General features: G+C 65.8%; 20 protein-coding genes. 12 read left to right on the top strand and 8 right to left on the bottom strand.

The features are described 5' to 3' along the window. Positions 1-122: 122 nt before the first annotated feature. Entirely contained in the window at positions 123-1,415 is a 1,293-nt protein-coding gene (locus FB600_RS26980) for an NAD(P)/FAD-dependent oxidoreductase (protein WP_145757681.1), read from the top strand. Between the two features lie 31 nt (positions 1,416-1,446). On the opposite strand, the gene FB600_RS26975 is transcribed toward FB600_RS26980, so the two are convergent. Both FB600_RS26975 and FB600_RS26970 read right to left on the bottom strand, forming a co-directional pair. After that, positions 1,447-1,941, bottom strand: a complete 495-nt coding sequence (locus FB600_RS26975; protein WP_145757680.1) for a GNAT family N-acetyltransferase — start codon at positions 1,939-1,941, stop codon at positions 1,447-1,449. Between the two features lie 122 nt (positions 1,942-2,063). Further along, positions 2,064-3,029, bottom strand: coding sequence for a LysR family transcriptional regulator (locus FB600_RS26970; protein WP_227742935.1), 966 nt, complete (start codon positions 3,027-3,029; stop codon positions 2,064-2,066). On the opposite strand from FB600_RS26970, the gene FB600_RS26965 reads away from it, so the two are divergent. Beyond that, complete coding sequence (locus tag FB600_RS26965) at positions 2,970-3,680, top strand: GNAT family N-acetyltransferase (RefSeq protein WP_261383474.1); 711 nt, start codon at positions 2,970-2,972, stop codon at positions 3,678-3,680. The two genes, FB600_RS26970 and FB600_RS26965, sit on opposite strands and share 60 nt — an antisense overlap. A gap of 77 nt (positions 3,681-3,757) precedes the next feature. Here FB600_RS26965 and FB600_RS26960 read toward each other — a convergent pair whose 3' ends face one another. Next, positions 3,758-4,675, bottom strand: coding sequence for a LysR family transcriptional regulator (locus FB600_RS26960; protein ID WP_013698637.1), 918 nt, complete (start codon positions 4,673-4,675; stop codon positions 3,758-3,760). Between FB600_RS26960 and FB600_RS37330 the strand changes: the two genes are divergently transcribed. From FB600_RS37330 to FB600_RS26930, 7 genes are all read left to right on the top strand, one after another. After that, positions 4,674-4,817 (top strand): hypothetical protein, encoded by a 144-nt coding sequence (locus tag FB600_RS37330; protein ID WP_160292944.1) that lies wholly within the window; start codon positions 4,674-4,676, stop codon positions 4,815-4,817. The two genes, FB600_RS26960 and FB600_RS37330, sit on opposite strands and share 2 nt — an antisense overlap. A 127-nt stretch (positions 4,818-4,944) precedes the next feature. Next, positions 4,945-5,724, top strand: a complete 780-nt coding sequence (locus FB600_RS26955; protein ID WP_145757677.1) for a 5-oxoprolinase subunit PxpA — start codon at positions 4,945-4,947, stop codon at positions 5,722-5,724. Positions 5,725-5,759: 35 nt separating this feature from the next. After that, positions 5,760-6,002 carry an acetyl-CoA carboxylase gene (locus FB600_RS26950; RefSeq protein WP_013698639.1) on the top strand — a complete coding sequence of 81 codons (243 nt, stop codon included), beginning with the start codon at positions 5,760-5,762 and terminating at the stop codon, positions 6,000-6,002. A 5-nt stretch (positions 6,003-6,007) separates the two neighbouring features. After that, on the top strand, positions 6,008-7,459 hold the full coding sequence (locus FB600_RS26945) for an acetyl-CoA carboxylase biotin carboxylase subunit (protein WP_145757693.1): 1,452 nt from the start codon (positions 6,008-6,010) through the stop codon (positions 7,457-7,459). Then, positions 7,456-8,331, top strand: coding sequence for a 5-oxoprolinase subunit B family protein (locus FB600_RS26940; RefSeq protein WP_096748554.1), 876 nt, complete (start codon positions 7,456-7,458; stop codon positions 8,329-8,331). The genes FB600_RS26945 and FB600_RS26940 overlap by 4 nt, the downstream gene beginning before the upstream one ends. Beyond that, on the top strand, positions 8,321-9,316 hold the full coding sequence (locus tag FB600_RS26935) for a biotin-dependent carboxyltransferase family protein (RefSeq protein WP_145757676.1): 996 nt from the start codon (positions 8,321-8,323) through the stop codon (positions 9,314-9,316). Before FB600_RS26940 ends, FB600_RS26935 begins: the two co-directional genes overlap by 11 nt. Positions 9,317-9,544: 228 nt before the next feature. Next, positions 9,545-10,897, top strand: a complete 1,353-nt coding sequence (locus FB600_RS26930; protein WP_046580827.1) for a purine-cytosine permease family protein — start codon at positions 9,545-9,547, stop codon at positions 10,895-10,897. Positions 10,898-10,899: 2 nt separating this feature from the next. Here the strand turns inward: FB600_RS26930 and FB600_RS26925 are convergent, their stop codons facing one another. Beyond that, entirely contained in the window at positions 10,900-11,352 is a 453-nt protein-coding gene (locus FB600_RS26925; protein WP_096748552.1) for a GNAT family N-acetyltransferase, read from the bottom strand. A gap of 466 nt (positions 11,353-11,818) precedes the next feature. On the opposite strand from FB600_RS26925, the gene FB600_RS26920 reads away from it, so the two are divergent. Next, positions 11,819-13,441 carry an NAD(P)/FAD-dependent oxidoreductase gene (locus tag FB600_RS26920; RefSeq protein ID WP_096748551.1) on the top strand — a complete coding sequence of 541 codons (1,623 nt, stop codon included), beginning with the start codon at positions 11,819-11,821 and terminating at the stop codon, positions 13,439-13,441. A 104-nt stretch (positions 13,442-13,545) separates the two neighbouring features. Here FB600_RS26920 and FB600_RS26915 read toward each other — a convergent pair whose 3' ends face one another. Next, positions 13,546-13,785 (bottom strand): hypothetical protein, encoded by a 240-nt coding sequence (locus tag FB600_RS26915; RefSeq protein WP_127841032.1) that lies wholly within the window; start codon positions 13,783-13,785, stop codon positions 13,546-13,548. A gap of 301 nt (positions 13,786-14,086) precedes the next feature. On the opposite strand from FB600_RS26915, the gene FB600_RS26910 reads away from it, so the two are divergent. After that, positions 14,087-14,632, top strand: a complete 546-nt coding sequence (locus FB600_RS26910; RefSeq protein ID WP_261383473.1) for a hypothetical protein — start codon at positions 14,087-14,089, stop codon at positions 14,630-14,632. A 101-nt stretch (positions 14,633-14,733) separates the two neighbouring features. Here FB600_RS26910 and FB600_RS26905 read toward each other — a convergent pair whose 3' ends face one another. From FB600_RS26905 to FB600_RS26895, 3 genes are all read right to left on the bottom strand, one after another. Further along, a complete protein-coding gene (locus tag FB600_RS26905) occupies positions 14,734-15,153 on the bottom strand; it encodes a phosphate-starvation-inducible protein PsiE (RefSeq protein ID WP_145757675.1) in 420 nt (139 codons plus the stop codon). Between the two features lie 202 nt (positions 15,154-15,355). Further along, complete coding sequence (locus FB600_RS26900) at positions 15,356-16,036, bottom strand: YfdX family protein (RefSeq protein WP_098181771.1); 681 nt, start codon at positions 16,034-16,036, stop codon at positions 15,356-15,358. 568 nt (positions 16,037-16,604) lie between these two features. Continuing rightward, positions 16,605-17,471, bottom strand: coding sequence for an AraC family transcriptional regulator (locus FB600_RS26895; protein WP_098153846.1), 867 nt, complete (start codon positions 17,469-17,471; stop codon positions 16,605-16,607). Positions 17,472-17,604: 133 nt separating this feature from the next. Here FB600_RS26895 and FB600_RS26890 point away from each other — a divergent pair, with 133 nt between their 5' ends. Beyond that, positions 17,605-18,267 (top strand): glutathione S-transferase family protein, encoded by a 663-nt coding sequence (locus FB600_RS26890; RefSeq protein WP_046580836.1) that lies wholly within the window; start codon positions 17,605-17,607, stop codon positions 18,265-18,267. The last annotated feature ends 24 nt before the right edge of the window (positions 18,268-18,291 follow it).

Genomic DNA, 18,291 nt, shown 5'->3' with positions numbered 1-18,291 from the left:
AAACCGGGAAATGACGAAGTTTAACCCTTGCCTCCCACCCGGCAGCCCCCCTCGCATTGACAGCGAACAAGGCCTGCCCTTACCATCGTCCGTCGAATTCAACACATGATGAATAAATCGCGATGAAACACCGACCGAGAATCGTCGTCGTGGGCGGCGGCATTGCGGGCCTGTTGCTGGCCACGCGCCTGGGCGACACGCTCGGGCGCAAGCAGCGCGCCGACGTGACCCTGATCGACAAGAGCCCCACGCATATCTGGAAACCGATGCTGCACACGATCGCCGCCGGCACGCGCGAGATCCAGCAGCAGCAGGTGATCTTCCTCGCGCATGCGCGCGAACACGGCTTCACCTACCAGCCCGGCGAGATGGTCGGCATCGATCGCGCCACGCGCGAGATCGACCTGGCCGCGATCGAGACCTCGGCCGGCGAGACCCTGATCGGGCCGCGCCGGATCGGCTACGACGTGCTGATTCTCGCGGTGGGCAGCCGCGCCAACGATTTCGGCACTCCCGGCGTGACCAGCCATTGCCACTTCATCGACAACCAGGTCGAGGCCGAGGCCTTCAACGAGGCGCTGCGCGTGCGCATCTTCCAGAGCGTGGTGACGAATCGCGACCTGCGCGTGTCGATCGTCGGTGCCGGCGCGACGGGCGTGGAACTGGCCGCGGAGTTGAGCCACCTGCTCGAGGTGGCGAGCAGCTACGGCGACCCGGCGATACGCGAGCGGCTCAAGCTGTCCTTGTATGAAAGCGGGCCGCGCATCCTCGCGGCGTTTCCGGAAACCGTGTCGAAATCGAGCGAGGCGCAACTGCGCCAGATCGGCTTCGAGGTGCACACCGGAACGCGCGTGACGGCGGCCGGGGCCGATGGCCTGCAGCTCGCCGACGGCGGCAGCCAGCCGGCCGACATCATGGTCTGGTCGGCCGGGGTGAAGGCGCCGACCTTCCTCGGCCAGTTGGCCGGCATCGAGGTCAATCGCTCCAACCAGGTCGCGATCGGGCCGACCTTGCAGAGCGTGGACGACGAGCACATCTTCGCGCTCGGCGATTGCGCGAGCTACACGCCGGCAGGCCGGGAGCGCCCGCTGCCGCCCACCGCCCAGGTGGCCACGCAGCAGGCACGCTTCCTGGCCAGGCACCTGCCCGCCTGGCTCGACGGCAAGCCCCTGCCCGAGTTCCACTTCCAGGATCTCGGCGCGCTGGTGTCGATCAGCGACTACAACGCCTTCGGCACGCTCGGGCAGTTCGGCTTCTTCCGCGGCGGCTTCATCAAGGGACGTTTCGCACAACTGAGCCATGCGATGCTGTATCGCCAGCATCAATACGCGCTGCACGGCCTGAGGAAGTCGGCCCTGCTGTGGAGCGCCGAGCGCCTGAACGGCTGCGTGCGGCCCACGATCCGGATGACCTAGGCGTCACGATCATGGCGCGCACGGGCGCGGCTCAGAGCGGCATCACCATCTCGTGCCAGGCCATGCCGCCATGGTCCGATTCCGAAGGCTTCACGTACTGGTAACCGAGCTTGCGATACAGCTCGACGTGGCGGTCCTTGCACATCAGGTGGATGGTGGCCTTGCCCATCGCCCGCATGCGCGCCACGAAGCTGTCCATCAGGAGCTTCGCATAGCCCTTGCCCTGCTCGGCGGGGTCCAGCACCACCGACATGATCACCACGTTGGGCGCCTCGGCGTCGTGCCCGACCAGCTCCTTGAAGGCCTCGTTCGACATCACCACCTGGTGGGCACAGCCCGAATTGATGAAGCCGATCACGCGGCCCTCGCGCTCCAGGACGAGAAATCCCTGCGGATATTGCGCGATGCGCGTGGCGATCTTCTCGCGCGTGGCCGCCTCGTCGCCCTCGTAGGCCGAGATCTCGATCGCGTAGCAGCGATCCACGTCAGTCGGCAGCGCGTCGCGCAGGTGGAGTTCGTGGTTCATCCCGGGTACCTGTTCAATCCAATCGATTCCAAGCACGCGATCATAGGGCGCCGGGGCAAACCGCGCGCTGAAACTTCTTCATGGGCGGCTGTATGCCATGCAGTTTGCCGCTCGGCCGAGCCTCAGGTTCCGCGCCGCTTTTTCCGTAGCTTCGCGGGCAGCGAGGGATTCGCCGCCTCCAGCGCCTGCCGCAGTTGCTCGCGCATCCAGGCATGCGCGGGTGTGCCGGCATGCCGAGCGTGGAAATACACGCGCAGGGTGTAGTCGGGGCTCGCGAACGGCGTCGGGAACAGCGACAGCGACGTGGCCCGGCTCAAGGCCTCGGCCGCGCGACGCGGCAAGGTGAGCAGCAGCTCCGTGTTCGCGACGATGAAGGGCGCGGCCAGCACGCTCGGCAGGCAGACGGCGACCTGGCGCCGATGTCCGCCGCGCGCCAGCACCGCATCGATGATGCTGCCCGAACTCGCCCAGGGCAGCACCGCCACGTGTTTCTCCGCCAGGTAGGTGTCGAGCGGGAGCGAACCCGCGATGCGCGGATGCGGCTGGCGCGCGACGACCACATAGTCGTCGGTGTAGCAGGCGAAGGACTCGACGCCCTCGCCGGAAGGCCCTTCCTCGTCGGAGAATCCGAGCGCGAAATGCGCGCGGCCGGCAGCGAGATCCTCCAGGGCATCGCGATGGCTCGAATACACGACGTTCACCCGCAGCTCGGGCGCCAGCGCCTGCAGGCGCGCCATCAAGCCCGGCAGTACCGCGAAGGCCGTGAAATCGGTGGCCGCCAGCGTGAACACCTGGGTGCTGCTGGCGGGCACGAACGGGCCGGCCGCGCCGAGGTGGTCCGACAGCAGGCGCAGCGCGTCGCAGACGGCCGGCGCGATCTGGTCGGCCAGGGCCGTGGGCTGCATCGCGCTGCCGTAGCGCACGAACAGCTCGTCGTTGAAGCGCGTGCGCAGGCGCGACAACGCGTGGCTGCAGGCCGAGGCGCTCAGGGCCAGCTCGTCGGCGGCCGCCGCCACGCTGCGATGGCGGTGCAGCGCGTCGAGCACGAGCAGCAGGTTCAGGTCGAGACGGCGCAGAGCATCATGCATGACATACATTTTTCGAGACGAGAGATGCAGTATGCACAGCATTGGGCGGGCTCGCGAGAGGACGGCGCGGCAGCACCGCCGATTGGCCGGGCACGCATGGATTATTTGTTTTCCTGTGACGAATTCCGGTTCAATGGCGGTTCGTACATCCATGAACCCTCCTTGAACCTCATGACCAGTCATCCCATCGACAGCCAAGCGCCGGACCAGCCCTACTCGATTCGCCGCGCGCGCGTGGACGACCTGCCATTGCTTTACGAAGGCGAGCTGTCCTATATCCTGGCCATCGAACCCGAACAGGAAGCCGGCTGGCGCCGGGCCATGGGCGCGCATCTGCGCCAGTGGATCCGCGGCCTGCCCTTCATGTATGTGGCGCAGCAGCAGGGCACGCCGATCGGCTATTGCTTCTGGGAACGCCACGGCGAGCAGGCCGTGCTTGCCTCGATCCATGTCGTCGAGGCGCATCGGCGTCGCGGTGTCGCGCGCAAGCTGCTCGACGCCTATATCGCGGACGCCCGCTCGCACGGCCCGCTCGAACTGGTGCTCGGCGTGAAGGCCGACAACCCCGCCCGGCAGCTGTATGAAACCGCCGGCTTCGCGTTCACCCACGAGGCGGACGGTTATCGCCATTACCGCTACTCGGCCGGATAAACGCGCGCTCCCGCTGCTTGCCGGACGACGGTGACGCGAGCGGCCATGATAGCGCCGGAACATCGCCCTCCCCGGTCTCAGGCGCCGCCCGTCAACGGGCGCGGCTCCATGAAGGTGTGCCGGAAATACTCGCGCACGGCCAGCATCGCCGGGCTCAGCTCGGCGTTGCGGCGCCAGGCGAGCCCCACGCTCATCGGCGGCACCGGATCGCGCAGCTGCATGGTCTCGATGCGCCGCCCTTCCAGCGACCAGGGCCGATACACCATGTCCGACAGGATCGCCACGCCGCTGCCGTTCGCCACCATGCTGCGCACCGCCTCGACCGAGGACGTGCGCAGCTTCACGTTCGGCCGGTAAGGCGTTTCGTTCCAGTAGCGCAGGGCCGTGTAGGCGGCCTCGTCGACGGTCAGCATCACGAAGGGTTCGGCCGCCACGTCGGCGAGCGTGACGTTCTCGCGCTTGAGCAGCGGATGCTGCGCGCACAGCCAGAGACGCCGCGGCGAATGAATCACCGGCTCGAGCATCAGCTCCGGATTCGCGACGTTGGAGGTCAGCAGCACGGCCATGTCGTAGCGATCGGTGATCAGGCCTTCCTCGATCGACTCGCGATTGAGCTCGTGCAGCTGGATGTTCAGGCGCGGATACAGGGTGCTCATGCGCTGCAGGTGATGCGGCAGGAAATAGCCGAGCACCGTGTAGCTGGCGGCCAGCGTGAGCGTGCCGCTCAGCGTGCTTTCCAGGTTCGGGATGCGCATCGCCTCGTCGACCGAGGCGAGGATCGTGTAGGCCTGGTTGAGGAAGCGGCGCCCCGTGGTGGTGAGGGTCACGCCCGTCGCGGTACGCATGAAGAGCTGGGTGCCGAGGCTGTCCTCCAGCTCCTTGATCGCGTTGGTGACCGCCGACTGCGAAATCGTCAGTTGAATCGCCGCCTGGGAGATCTGGCCGAGTTCGGCGGTCGCGACGAAATACTTCAGCTGGCGCAGCGTCAGGGCCATGGCAATCATCCGAAAAATCGATATCGAGATGGCCGATATCTTATTCCCACCAAAATCCATCGGGTGCGAGCCTGTCGATACGCCCCTGGCGACCGGCTCCGCGCCGATTTTCACGCATTCCGGCGGCGCCCACCCCATCTGAAAAACAGATACGGTGCCATATAAAAATAGAACTATTTTGACCGGCGGCCAGCGGCTACTGTGCTTCTCGATGGGGTGAACGCGGCTTGCCGGCCGCGTCCTCGCCCCGCATCGAGGAGAACGCCAGCATGAAGAAACACCGCGTCGACCTGAACTCCGACATGGGGGAAGGCTTTGGGGTATGGACCGTCGGCGATGGCGTCGACGAGGAGATCATGCCGCTCATCAGCTCGGCCAATATCGCCACCGGCTTCCACGCCGGCGATCCCAACATCATGGCGCGCACCGTGCAGCTCGCCCGCCAGGCGGGCGTCGGCGTGGGCGCGCATCCGGGCTTTCGCGATCTGGTCGGCTTCGGCCGCCGCACGCTCACCGAGACGCCGCAGACGCTGGTCAACGACATCGTGTTCCAGCTCGGCGCGCTGCGTGAATTCGCGCGCCTGCACGACGTGAGCGTGCAGCACGTCAAGCCTCACGGCGCGCTCTACATGCTGGCCGCGCGCGACGAGAACCTGTCGCGCCTGCTGGTGGAGACGCTGCAGCGGCTCGACCCGACCTTGCTGCTGTATTGCATGGAAGCCTCGGTGACCTACCGGATCGCCCGCGAACTCGGCCAGCCGGTGGTGCGCGAGTTCTACGCCGACCGCGACTACGACCGCAGCGGCTCGATCGTCTTCACGCGCCGGGTGGGCCGGCTCGACCCCACGCAGGTGGCCGCCAAGGTGCTGCGCGCCTGCGTCGAGGGGTGCGTCGCGACGGTCGACGGCGAGGACATCGAGATCGACTTCGATTCGGTCTGCATCCACAGCGACACGCCCGGCGCGCTGCAACTGGTCGAGGCCACGCGCGCGGCGCTCACGGCGCACGACATCCGGGTGGCGGCGCCGAGCTACCCCGTCGCGCGCTGAACCGCGCGCCCCGAATATCGATGAGGACTACCGAGATGGCACAACACGAGATCGTCAGCCCCCTGCCCGGCACCTTCTATCGGCGCGCCTCGCCGGACGCCGCGCCCTATGTCGAGGTCGGCACGCCGGTCGACAGCGACACGGTGGTGGGACTGGTCGAGGTGATGAAGCAGTTCAACGACGTCGAGGCGGGCGCGGCGGGCCGCATCGCGGAAATCCTGGCCGAGGACGGCGAACCGGTCGATGCCGGCCAGGTCCTGATGCGCATCGAGGCCTGAGCATGATGAACCCGTCGAAACCTTCCCACGACAGCGCCGCCGGCGCGGCCTTCTATCGACCGAAACGGATCCGCACCGTGCTGGTCGCCAATCGCGGCGAGATCGCCGTGCGCGTGATCCGCGCGGCACACGAACTCGGCATGCGCGCCGTGGCGGTGGTCAGCGATGCCGATCGCGACAGCCTGGCGGCGCGCCTGGCCGACGAGGCGATCCCCATCGGCTCCTCGCACGCGGCCAAGAGCTACCTGAATCCGGCGGCCATCCTCGCCGCCGCGCAACAATGCGGCGCCGACGCGATCCATCCCGGCTACGGCTTCTTGTCGGAGAACGCGGACTTCGCGGCCCAGGTCGAGGCGGCCGGGCTGGTCTTCGTCGGCCCCTCGCCGGCCGTGATCGCCACCATGGGCGACAAGGCCAAGGCCCGCGAAACCGCGCAGCGCGCCGGCGTGCCGACCGTGCCAGGCAGCAACGGCGTGGTGCTGTCGCTCGACGAGGCACGCGGGATCGCAGAAAGAATCGGTTACCCGATCATGATCAAGGCCGCGGCCGGCGGCGGCGGTCGCGGCATCCGCGTCGCGCACGACGCGGCCCAGCTCGACGCCGAGCTGCCGCTGGCGCAGCGCGAGGCGCAGGCCGCCTTCGGCAACGGCGGCGTGTACCTGGAGCGCTTCATCGCGCGGGCCCGCCATATCGAGGTGCAGGTACTCGGCGACGGCCGCGAGGTGGTGCATCTGTTCGAGCGCGAATGCTCGCTGCAGCGGCGCCGCCAGAAGATCATGGAGGAGGCGCCCTCGCCCTCGCTCACGCCGGAACTGCGCCAGGCGCTGTGCGCCTCGGCCACGCGGCTCGCGCGCCAGGTCGCCTATCGCAGCGCGGGCACGCTCGAATATCTGTTCGACGAGACGCGCGGCGAGTTCTATTTCATCGAGATGAACACGCGCATCCAGGTCGAGCACCCGGTCACCGAGGCGATCACCGGCGTCGATCTCCTGCGCGAAACCCTGCGCATCGCCGACGGCGAGCCCCTGCGCCTGAGCCAGGACCAGATCGTGGCGCGCGGCGCGGCGATCGAATGCCGGATCAACGCGGAAGACCCTGTACAGGACTTCCGGCCCGGCCCGGGCCGCATCGACGAACTCGCCTGGCCGACCGGCCCCGGCGTGCGCATCGACTCGATGCTGTTCCAGGGCTGCACGGTGCCGCCGTTCTACGACTCGCTGCTGGCCAAGCTGATCGTCGCCGACGAGAGCCGGCCTGCCGCGCTGGCGAGGCTCGAGCGCGCGCTCGCGGAGCTGCATGTCGGCGGCGTGAAGACCACCGCGCAACTGCATCGCGCCCTGCTGGCCGACCCCGACGTGCGCGCCGGGCACTATCACACGAATTTCCTGGAAGCCTGGATCCCGGCCTGGCGCGAGCGGCTCGCCGCCGCTGCCGAGCCTCGCGAGGAGGCCGCATGACCACGCGCTACACCTTCGGCGGCGACGAATTCATCTTCGTCGAGATCAGCGAGGAGATGTCGCTCGACGCCTTCTTCAAGGGCACCGCGATCACGCGCGAGCTGCAACGGCGCGCGGTGCCCGGCATCGTCGACATCTGCCCGGCCAATGCCTCCTACCAGGTTCGCTACGATCCGGACCTCATCGATCCCGAGGCGCTGCTGGCCCTGCTCAAGCAGATCGAGGCGGAAACCGGCGACGCGCAACTGGAGATCGCCACCCGCATCATCGAGATCCCGGTGCTGTACAACGATCCCTGGACCCACGAGACGCTGATGCGCTTTCGCGAGCGCCACCAGGACCCGGATTCGACCGACCTGGAATACGCGGCGCGGATCAACGGCAAGCGCGATGTCGACGAGTTCATCGCCGCGCATTCCGGTTCGCCCTGGTTCGTGTCGATGGTGGGTTTCGTGGCGGGCCTGCCCTTCATGTTCCAGATGGTCGAGCGCGAGCGGCAGTTGCAGGTGCCCAAGTACGTGCGGCCGAGGACCGACACGCCGAAGCTGACGGTCGGCCATGGCGGCTGCTTCGGCTGCATCTACTCGGTGCGCGGCGCGGGCGGCTACCAGATGTTCGGCGTCACCCCGGCGCCGATCTTCGATCCCGAGCAGCGGCTCGACTACCTGCGCGACTTCATGGTGTTCTTCCGCCCCGGCGACATCGTCAAGTTCAAGCCGATCGACCGCGCCGCCTACGACGAGGCCGTGGCCGCCGTGGAAGCGGGCAGCTTCTCTCTGCGCGTGCGCGAGGTGAACTTCTCGCTCGAATCCTTCCTGCGCGATCAGGACGCGTACAACCGTTCATTGGTCGAGGTGCTCCATGCCGACTGACTCCCGCCCCGCCATCGAGGTCGTCAAGCCCGGACTCGCCACCTCGGTGCAGGATACCGGCCGGCCCGGTTATTACCGCGTCGGCATCCCGCCTTCCGGCGCGCTCGACCAATACGCGCTGCGCGCGGCCAACCTGCTGGTCGGCAACCACGAAAGCGCCGCGGCGCTCGAATGCACTCTGCTCGGCCCGCAACTGCTGTTCCATGCCGAGGCGCTGATCGCCGTGACCGGCGCCGACATGCAGCCGAAGATCGACGGCGTGCTCCAGGCCTGCAACGTGGCGCTGCGCATCAAGGCGGGCAGCACGCTGAGCTTCGAATACGTGAAGGGCGGCGCGCGCGCCTGCCTGGCCGTGGCCGGCGGCATCGACGTGCCGGTGGTGCTCGGCAGCCGCTCGACCTATGCGCTGGGGGCCTTCGGCGGCCACCAGGGGCGGCGCCTGCAGAAGGGCGACCAGCTCGCCATCGGCCGCGATCGCGGGCCGGCGCGCGAAGGCACCGAGCTGCCCGGGCGCCTGCGCACGCCGCTGGCGCGCGAGGTGGCGCTGCGCGTGCTGCCGGGCCTCTATCACCACCGGCTCACCGACGAATCCGCCCGGACCTTCTTCGAGGACAGCTGGACCGTCGCTCCCGAGGCCGACCGCATCGGCTATCGCTACAAGCAGGGCCGCCCGCTCGCCTTCCGGCCGCGCGAGCAGCCGTTCGGCGCCGGCGCCGATCCGTCGAACATCGTCGACGCCTGTTATCCGATCGGCTCGATCCAGGTACCGGCCGGCCTCGAGCCGATCATCCTGCATCGCGATGCCGTCTCCGGCGGCGGCTACGCGACCATCGGCACGGTGATCAGCGCCGACCTCGACCTGATCGGCCAGATGCAGCCGAACCACCAGGCGCGTTTCGTTTCCGTGACGATGTCCCAGGCGCTGGCCGCCCGGCGCGACGCGCAACTGCGGCTGGCCCGCCTGCGCGAAGTGCTGCTGCGCTAGCACGACGACGCGGCCGCGACGGGCAGCGCGCCCTGCTCGCCGCCGCGCTCGTCCAACACCCGGTTCCCGATCGTTCGCGCGATGTCCAGCATCGCGCGCGAAGCGTCGCGTTCGTTCGAGGCGCGCGCGGCAAGTCCTGCACGTCGTTCCGGCAACGTCGCGGCCGATCTCCTCCCTGGCTCGCGGCGCGGCCCTTTCCACATCCCTTGTGTATTGAGGAGCAGTTCGATGGCCAATCTGAAACAGGAAGCCGCCGCGGGCGATCTCGATCTATCGATCGCCGCGATTCCGGAGCAGGCCCGCATGCCGGCGTTCTCGCTCACCATGGCCTGGTGGGCCGTGTGCAGCGCGGTGTTCTATATCGTCGTGGGTGCAACCCTGGCGCTCGGTTATGGCGCGCGCAACGCGCTGATCGGGATGGCGCTGTCGGTGGTGGCCTATGGCCTGGTCAACTCGGTGATCAGCCGGTATGCCGTGCGTACCGGGCTGTCGGTCGCGCTGTTCTCACGCGTGCTGTTCGGCAGTTCGGGCGCGGCGCTCGCCACCCTGATCTTCTTCGCGACCGCCATCTACTACGCGGTGTTCGAGGGTTCGGTGATCGCCGTGGCGGCCCACACGCTGTTTCCCGTGCTCGACTACCGATGGGCGGCGTTGATCGTGGTGGCCTACAGCGTGCCCCTGGTGTTCGGCAGCGTGCAGCACTGGCTCGACAAGTTCAACGGCGTGCTGCTGCCCTTCTATCTGTTCGGACTACTGGCGGCCGTGGTGCTGACCACACACGAATACGGCTACAACGCCGCGTGGCTCGATTTCGGGCCGAAGGGCGCGGTGCCCGCCAACGGCTGGTGGAACTGCTTCGTGTACTACATGGGCGTCTGGGTGCTGATGATGTTCACCTTCGACTACGCCCGCTTCGGCCGCCGCGAGGACGCCGTCTATCACGGCCGCTTCAACTTCGGCATGCCGTTCTACCTGGTCACCTTCCTGCTGAACGGCGCGGTGGGCATCTACCTGGTCAGCACCACGCCGGGGCTCGGCACCTTGTCGGAAGTCTCGGTGGTGCTGGCCCTGCTCAAGCTGATGGGCATCTGGGGGCTGCTGTTCGTGTGGGTGACGCAATCGCGCATCAACACCGCGAACTACTACCTGGCCGCGATCAACATGCAGGCCTTCTTCGGCAAGCTGGCCGGGCTGCGCGCGCCGAAGTTCGCGTGGGCGCTGGTGGTCGGCGCGGTGGTCTATGCGCTGATGATGGCCGACGTGTTCTCGAAGATCCTCCAGGCACTCGCCTACCAGGGCATCTTCGTGGTCGCCTGGGTGGGTGTCGCGCTCGCGCATATCCTGTCGACCCGTTACGACGAACTGGTCGGCGAGACGATCGAGTATCGCGATTCGCATGTCCCGGCCTTCAATCCGGGCGGCTTGAGCGCGTGGTTCGCCGGGGCCTTCGCCGGCCTCGTGCTGATGAACATGACGGGCACCGCGCAGTCGCTGTCGGCACCGGCGAGCTTCGCGGTGTCCTGGATCGTCTATCGCGGCATGCTCGGCTCGGCGAAACGGACCTGGTTCGTGCGCGGCTGAGTTCAGGCCGTGAGCGGCTTGCTCATGAAGACGCGTTTCATGCCATCCGGCTCGCGGTGCGTCTCGACGTAGCCGATGCGCGTGTAGCGCGCGATGTTCTCCGTCATGGTCTCGTTCGTGTAGAGACGGATGACGCGGTAGCCCGACGCCCTGGCCGCCTGCTCGGCGTATTCCAGCAGGTGATGTCCGAGCCCCGTTCCCCTCGCGGCGGAAGCGACGGCCACGTTGTGCAGCAGCATCGCATCCGCTTCGGGGATCAGCACGAGCAGGCCCTGGACGACGCCGTTCGTCTCGACGACGCGGACCCGGCCGGCGTCGATCAGGGCCGCGTAGTCGTCCAGCATCGGGCCGGGTGGCCTGCCCATTCGCGCGATGTAGGGCGAGTAGGCCTGGTGGACGATTGCCTCGATGGCCTGGCGATCGGCTGGTGTGGCTGGGCGGGGAGTCTGGTGCATGGGGTGCTTGGGGATGGATGGGAACAGGTGCCGAGGTGATCGGTGCGAGGGCCCGGGAGCCGGGCGTCACCCGCCCTGATGCGCGCCCGCCGCCGTCCGACAGCCGGACGCACGCGCGGCATTTATAATAGGGACCTTCCATGCTGGCCAGCCTCGACGATAAGGGCGGCAACGCCCGCATGGCGTGGCTTTCGCACCGACCAGCCGCCGGCGCCGCCAGGGTGGATCCGGAGCGTTTTTCGCAGCCGGATCGCCCCAAAGCGGGAAAACGCCTCGGCAGCAGGCGCCTCGAGACGGCGCGCCGAATCCGCCCGGCCTGGTCAGTGTGCAGCCCCGCATACCGTTTTTCCGGCGATGAATGCCTTGCATCCCGATGCCAGGATGGCGAACCCAGCCGCCACCGGCATGCCGGCCCACATACGTCACAACATCGCCACGGCTGCGTGGCGACCGCATTCGAGTACTCATGTTACGGCTAAGCGAAGTCAAACTGCCCCTCAATCATGCCGAGAGCGATCTCGATGACGCGATTCGCGCGCGTCTGGCCGAACTCGGCGTGGCCGCGCACGAGCCGCTGCGCTACACGGTGTTCCGCCGCGCGCACGATGCCCGCAAGCGCGCCGACGTCAAGCTGACCTATATCGTCGATCTCGAGGTGAAGGACGAGCCGGCGGCGCTCGAGCGCATTGCCGGCAAGCCGAATTGCGGCCCGACGCCGGACATGCGCTACCACTTCGTCGCCAAGGCGCCCGAGCACGGCACGGCCTTGCGCCCGGTGGTGATCGGCATGGGCCCCTGCGGCCTGTTCGCCGGGCTGCTCCTGGCCCAGATGGGATTCCGCCCCATCATCCTCGAACGCGGCAAGGCCGTGCGCGAGCGCACCAAGGACACCTTCGGCCTGTGGCGCAAGAGCGTGCTGCATCCGGAATCCAATGTGCAGTTCGGCGAAGGCGGCGCCGGCACGTTCTCGGACGGCAAGCTGTACAGCCAGATCAAGGATCCGCATCACTATGGCCGCAAGGTGCTGGACGAGTTCGTCAAGGCCGGCGCGCCGGAAGACATCCTGTACCTGAGCCGGCCGCATATCGGCACCTTCCGCCTGGTCAGCATGGTGGAGAAGATGCGCGCGACCATCCACGAACTCGGCGGCGAGGTGCGCTTCGAAACGCGTGTCGACGACATCGAGATCGAGCAGGGCAAGGTGCGCGCGCTCAAGCTCTCGAACGGCGAGACGCTGCGCTGCGATCACGTGGTGCTGGCCGTGGGCCACAGCGCGCGCGATACCTTCCAGATGCTGCACGATCGCGGCGTGTTCATCGAGGCGAAGCCGTTCTCGCTGGGTTTCCGGATCGAGCACCCGCAAGGGCTGATCGATCGCAGCCGCTTCGGCAAGTTCGCGGGCCACAAGCTGCTGGGCGCGGCCGATTACAAGGTGGTGCATCACTGCAGCAACGGGCGCGCCGTCTACAGTTTCTGCATGTGCCCCGGCGGCACGGTGGTGGCGGCCACCTCCGAGCCGGGCCGCGTGGTGACCAACGGCATGAGCCAGTACTCGCGCGCCGAGCGCAATGCGAATGCGGGCATCGTGGTCGGGATCACGCCGGAAGATTATCCGGGCGGGCCGATGGCCGGCATCGCGTTCCAGCGCAAGTGGGAAGCGCGCGCGTTCGAGCTGGGCGGCGGCGATTATCACGCGCCGGGGCAGTTGGTCGGGGATTTCATCGCCGGCCGGCCGTCCACCTCGCTGGGCTCGGTGGTGCCGTCGTACAAGCCGGGCGTGCGCCCGACCGACCTCAGCACCGCGCTGCCGGATTATGTGATCGAGGCGATTCGCGAGGCGCTGCCGCAGATCGACAAGAAGATTGCCGGGTTCGCCATGCACGATGCCGTGTTGACCGGCGTGGAGACGCGCACCTCGTCGCCGATTCGCGTGCGGCGCAAGGACGATTATCAGAGCATGAATGTCGAGGGGCTGTATCCGGCGGGTGAAGGTGCCGGTTATGCGGGTGGGATCTACTCGGCCGCGATCGATGGGATCGAGGTGGCGCAGGCGGTGGCCTTGAGCATGATCGGGACGAAGGCGTCCTGATGCCACTGGGGGCGGCGCGCCGGTAAACCGCTCCTCCCGTCCGCCTCGACGGCAAGGCTGAATCATCGGTAAGGCCCGGCCTCAAACACCGATAGGCGCCCCCGTCATGAAACGATGAAGATGCGCTCCAGGCTGCGCCAGAGCATCGCCACGGTGATGGCGCCCCCGCCTGCGAAGGGGGCCGCCTGCATGTCGAACCACCTCCGCGCGTGAGCGCGTGCCGAGGAGGCCATATGAGGCGGCAGGCGCTGCCGTACGACGAAAGCATCGGCGATCTCCTCCGCCATGGTTCGGTCAATCAGTTCGGCGACACCCGTCTGCGCCGCGCGCAACGATCTGTTCATCGTTCTTTTCCCCGACATGCGGCCCGTGTGCGAGACCGCGACGCCCCGCGCCTCGTTGTTCTACGCTATCCGGCAAGCCTCAAAGGCACCTGTAGACGCTTGTGCGCGATGCTGCCGCCCCGTCACGCTGCAGGCACCGCCGGATTTCTCATCTCCGCTGGCGTCACGGCCTTCATCCTCGACCACCGCGGCGATTTCCCCGCGCTTCCCAGGCAACTTGCGATAGCGGTTCCCGTCAGTTCCCAACCAGGCATCTTCTGCAGCGGCAAGGGCCCTCGCGCGGGCGAGCCAGTCGCGCCGCGTGACGATCGACCTGGCGGGCGGACCGTTCCGCTTTTCGTGCCGCTTGACAAATACGGAATGCCATTCAAATAATCCGCCCAGCCCAATTCGATTGCTTCGGGATACTGATTACAAACAGCATGATTTCAAAATCATAATGAAAATATTCTTCGGCATCTTGAGTGCGGCGATTCTGCTCCTTTCCTTTCCGGCTCGTCCATGGGCAGCCACCACCTATATTTGCGGGTACGATATTTCAAAAAACTCAGCCTTTGAAATATCAGATGTCGTGATTTCGATCGACAAAAAGGATTCGGTGGCGATCGCCTGCAACCCAGGCGCCATGAACTACCGTGAAACCTTCCACCTGGTGGAGGACACCTCGACCGATATCGTTTTTTCAAGTCAGAATTCATCATCCGCCATCGACAAGGAAGCGACCTCCGTCTTCGGACTGGACCTTCGGACCGGCCGCTTGTATCACTGCCTGAATCGTTTCCGAATGCCAGGCAATCCCATATGGGTGGCCACTTGCATCAAGGCCGACAACCGGCAGACGATCTAGGCGACAAGCAGGAACCGGGAGCCGACGGGCTCCATGCCTCGATCGACAATCGCCATTGCTTCCGGTCTCGCGGCGAACCTCGCCCCGGTTCAGGCTCCTGTCTAAGCCATCTCGTCCAGTTTCCGCTCGGAAGATTGTCCGGGGAATTTGCACTGCCCGTATCGAATCACCAGCACCCCGATCGCCATCAATACAACCGCAAGTGCCGAGGCAAGCAGATGCGCCTCCGTATTCGTTGCAGCCCGAAGGATGATGTCTCGGGCAATGGAACCGATCGCGATATAAAGCGGGAAACGCACCGGTAATTGGCCGGACTTGAGATATTGACTGACCATCGCGAACACTTCCAGGAACAGGAACATCAGCAGCAGGTCGGTGAGGGTCACCTGCTCCGTTCGGATCACGCTCCATACCAGATTCGCCAATGCGATCGCGGTGCCGAGGCCGATGACGATGAGGCCGAGCATCTCGCAAATCTCCATCACCCATTTCAGATGAGATTCAAGTCTCTCTCGCAACATGGTGCTTCATCCAGGACGCGTGTCCAGGCATGGCCCGTGTCGACCAGACGCCAATACGAGCGCCTATTCGATGGACACGACTGAGGCGATGGGATCCCGGGAGCCGAGCCTGCCGGCATGGGGCGTGTCGGCTTGCTCCTTCTCGTTTGCGCCGAACGGGAAATCCAGCGGAACGCTCGGCTCCCAGGGGCGAACCTGGCCCTCAGCCACGACTCGCAGCTTGCGGCACCGCATTGATATCAAGATGATCGAATCGCACGCTGCCTTGTATCTGGCGCAGCACTTGTCCGGCCTCGTAATACTTTCCCGCGTCCAGCAACGCCGAGGCCTGGTCGATCCGGGTGGCCGTCTTTGCCAGCGGCACCACGTCGACGGTGTAATCGACGTTGACATCGGCCAGCTTGAGCGCGCGGATCGCCGCGGAGCGATCGCCGCTCTTCAGGGCCGCGTTGGCGTGATCCACCGCTTTGGCCTTTATCGGCTGGCCGGCGAAATCGTCGAGGATCACCACGTCGCCAGCGACCGGCAGCCATGCCGTCTGCGCCTCACCTGCCGGGCTTTGGTGTTTTCCCGCGGCATCGGTCAGCGACGATGCCGCCCGCAGAAATGCCGAATCGTCGGACGCGGCCGCTTTCATCGCGGTTTTGGCTTGGGCCAGCAGGTGCGCCGCGTCATCCGGATCGCCATTGAATAGCGCGGAACGTGCGGCTCTCACATCGTCCATGGCGTGGCTTCCGGCGCCGGACAACTTCGTGAAATCCTGCTTCATGGCAGTCGGTTCGGAAGTCGAAGCAAATGCGTAATGAATCGGCAAGACACCAATTGATAGAGCGACTGCCGCCATCAGGCAAGCTGCTGCATTTCTTTTTCTTTGGATCAGCATTTCAACTCTCCTTTCAACAACATCGACTTGGAAGACAACACCGGGATTGGCTTTCGCATGCAATACCCGCCCGGTGCTGCCAAAGATAGGGCGCGGAAATTAACCGACACTTAAGGCGGCATGGTCGCGCCGCTGCTCGTGCGCGATGCATGATCGGCATGTGTCCGGCACTGCGGGCAAGGCGCCCGGCGTCGAATGGCGTGGCGACCATCGAACCACGCGGCACGGCTCGCGCACGGGCGCCAAACCTCATTGACGACGTGCCGACATGGCGGCGTCTCGACGGGATTCTTGCTGCATGCCGCAGTCGAAAAAGAAAGGCCGCCGCGGTTGCCCGCAAGCGGCCTGCATCAGTTTCCCGTGGCACGCTACTTCGGCGCCGACATCACCGGATCGATTTTCCGGCCCGCCTTCTTGTGCCCGTCCCTTGCCCTCGTCCACTCTCCTCGAGATCGTGATCTCCGCGCGATTGTCTTTTCCACGGCAGGATCCGCCCGGCCGTGTATCGTCAGGCAGGTCACCCCGATCTCTCGAGCCTCGTGGGGAACAAGCCTGCGTGGCACGCAGGTCATTCTTCGGGAATGTCGTGTTTCGGCGATATGCCGAATTTACGCATGTAATCACGGCTGAACTGCGCGGCGCTTTCGTAGCCGACGTCAAATGCCGCCGTGGAAACCGAAAGCATGCCGGCACGCAACAAGCGGCGTGCCTCCATGAGCTGGAGCCCCTTTCGATACTGAAGCGGCGACGAAGCCGTGACCGCCTTGAAATGCTTGTGAAACGAGGACGGGCTCATCCCCACGCTGCGTGCGAGCTCGGGAATCTCGACCGAGGAACGAAACTCCCGCCGCAGTCGCCCTAACGCACGCGCGATGGCGCTGGCGTGACTGTCGCGGCGAATCAGATCGCGCAGCATTGCCCCGAACGGCGCCGTCGCGAGCCGGTAATGGATTTCGCGCGAGACCAGCGGCCCCAGCACCTCGGTATCGATGGGCCTGCCCGCCAGCGCGAGATAGCGATAAAACGCATCGACGAGCTCGGCGTCGCAGGACTGGACTGCCAGAGAACGCGATGGCGTGGCTGGGAAACGCGATGCGTCCAGTGCCTCGTACAGATCGCGCAGCAAATCCAGTTCGATGTTGAAGATCAGCGCAAGGTACGGGGCCTTCGTGACACGGGCGATTACCGGAAGGTCGTGACTGACGAGCAGGCACTCTCCCGCATGCATGGGATACGACTGGAGACCTAGCACCGTTTCTTTTCGCCCCTGGAGGATCAGGATAACCACCGGCTCGTAGATCGCGGCCTCGAACGAGGTCGGGCGCTGATGCCGGATGATGCCGAGGCCCTTCAGCGCTTGCACATACTGGCTGGGATGGGCGTTGGCGCGAGGAAACTGCCGCCCGGCGAGTTCAGCGAGATCGGTGAGGTTCATGGCGCGAGTCTAGCACCGTGCCTGCAGGATCCTGTCCGGGGCTGGAGGATCGAGCAAGAACCGGATAGATATCGGCAAGCCTTCCGGCGCATGGCGTCGTACATTGAGCCTACGCTCAACCACACATCGAACCATGACCAACCATTCGCTGACCGTGCATCACCTCGGGCATTCCCAATCGGAACGAATCGTCTGGCTCTGCGAGGAGCTCGGGCTCGAATACGAGCTGAAACGATACGACCGACGCAAGGACAACCGGATGGCGCCGCCGGAATATCAGGCGTTGCACCCGATGGGGACCGCCCCCGTCATCAAGGACGGGCCGCTGGTACTCGGTGAATCCGCTGCGATCGTCGAATACCTGATCGAGATTCATGGCAATGGGAAACTCGCCGTGAAAAAAACCGATCCCGGATTCGCCGACCATCTGTATTGGTTCCACTTCGCCAACGGAACACTGCAGCCCCTTGTCTTGCAGGTATTGCTCCTGGAACGAGCCGGTTCGCTCAAGGAGAATGCGGTGCTGCGCGGATTGCAGACCCGCTTCGACCTGGTTTTCTCGATGATCGACGCGCGACTGGGCGACACGCCTTATCTCGCCGGTCCCGAATTGACGTCCGCGGATATCATGACCGTGTTCTCGCTGACCACCATGCGGCGGTTCAAGCCCTACGATCTTTCGACGTGGCCCAACATCCTGGCCTACCTGCAGCGCATCGGCGCGCGCCCGGCATATCAGCGTGCGATGCGCAAGGCAGATCCGGACACGGCGCCGTTGTTGGACGCTACCTCGTAGAGCATTGGAAGCCGTCGGGAAGCC

The sequence above is a fragment of the Burkholderia sp. SJZ089 genome (assembly GCF_007828315.1).
GTDB classification, from domain to species: domain Bacteria; phylum Pseudomonadota; class Gammaproteobacteria; order Burkholderiales; family Burkholderiaceae; genus Burkholderia; species Burkholderia gladioli.
This window is presented reverse-complemented; position numbering and strand designations above follow the sequence as displayed.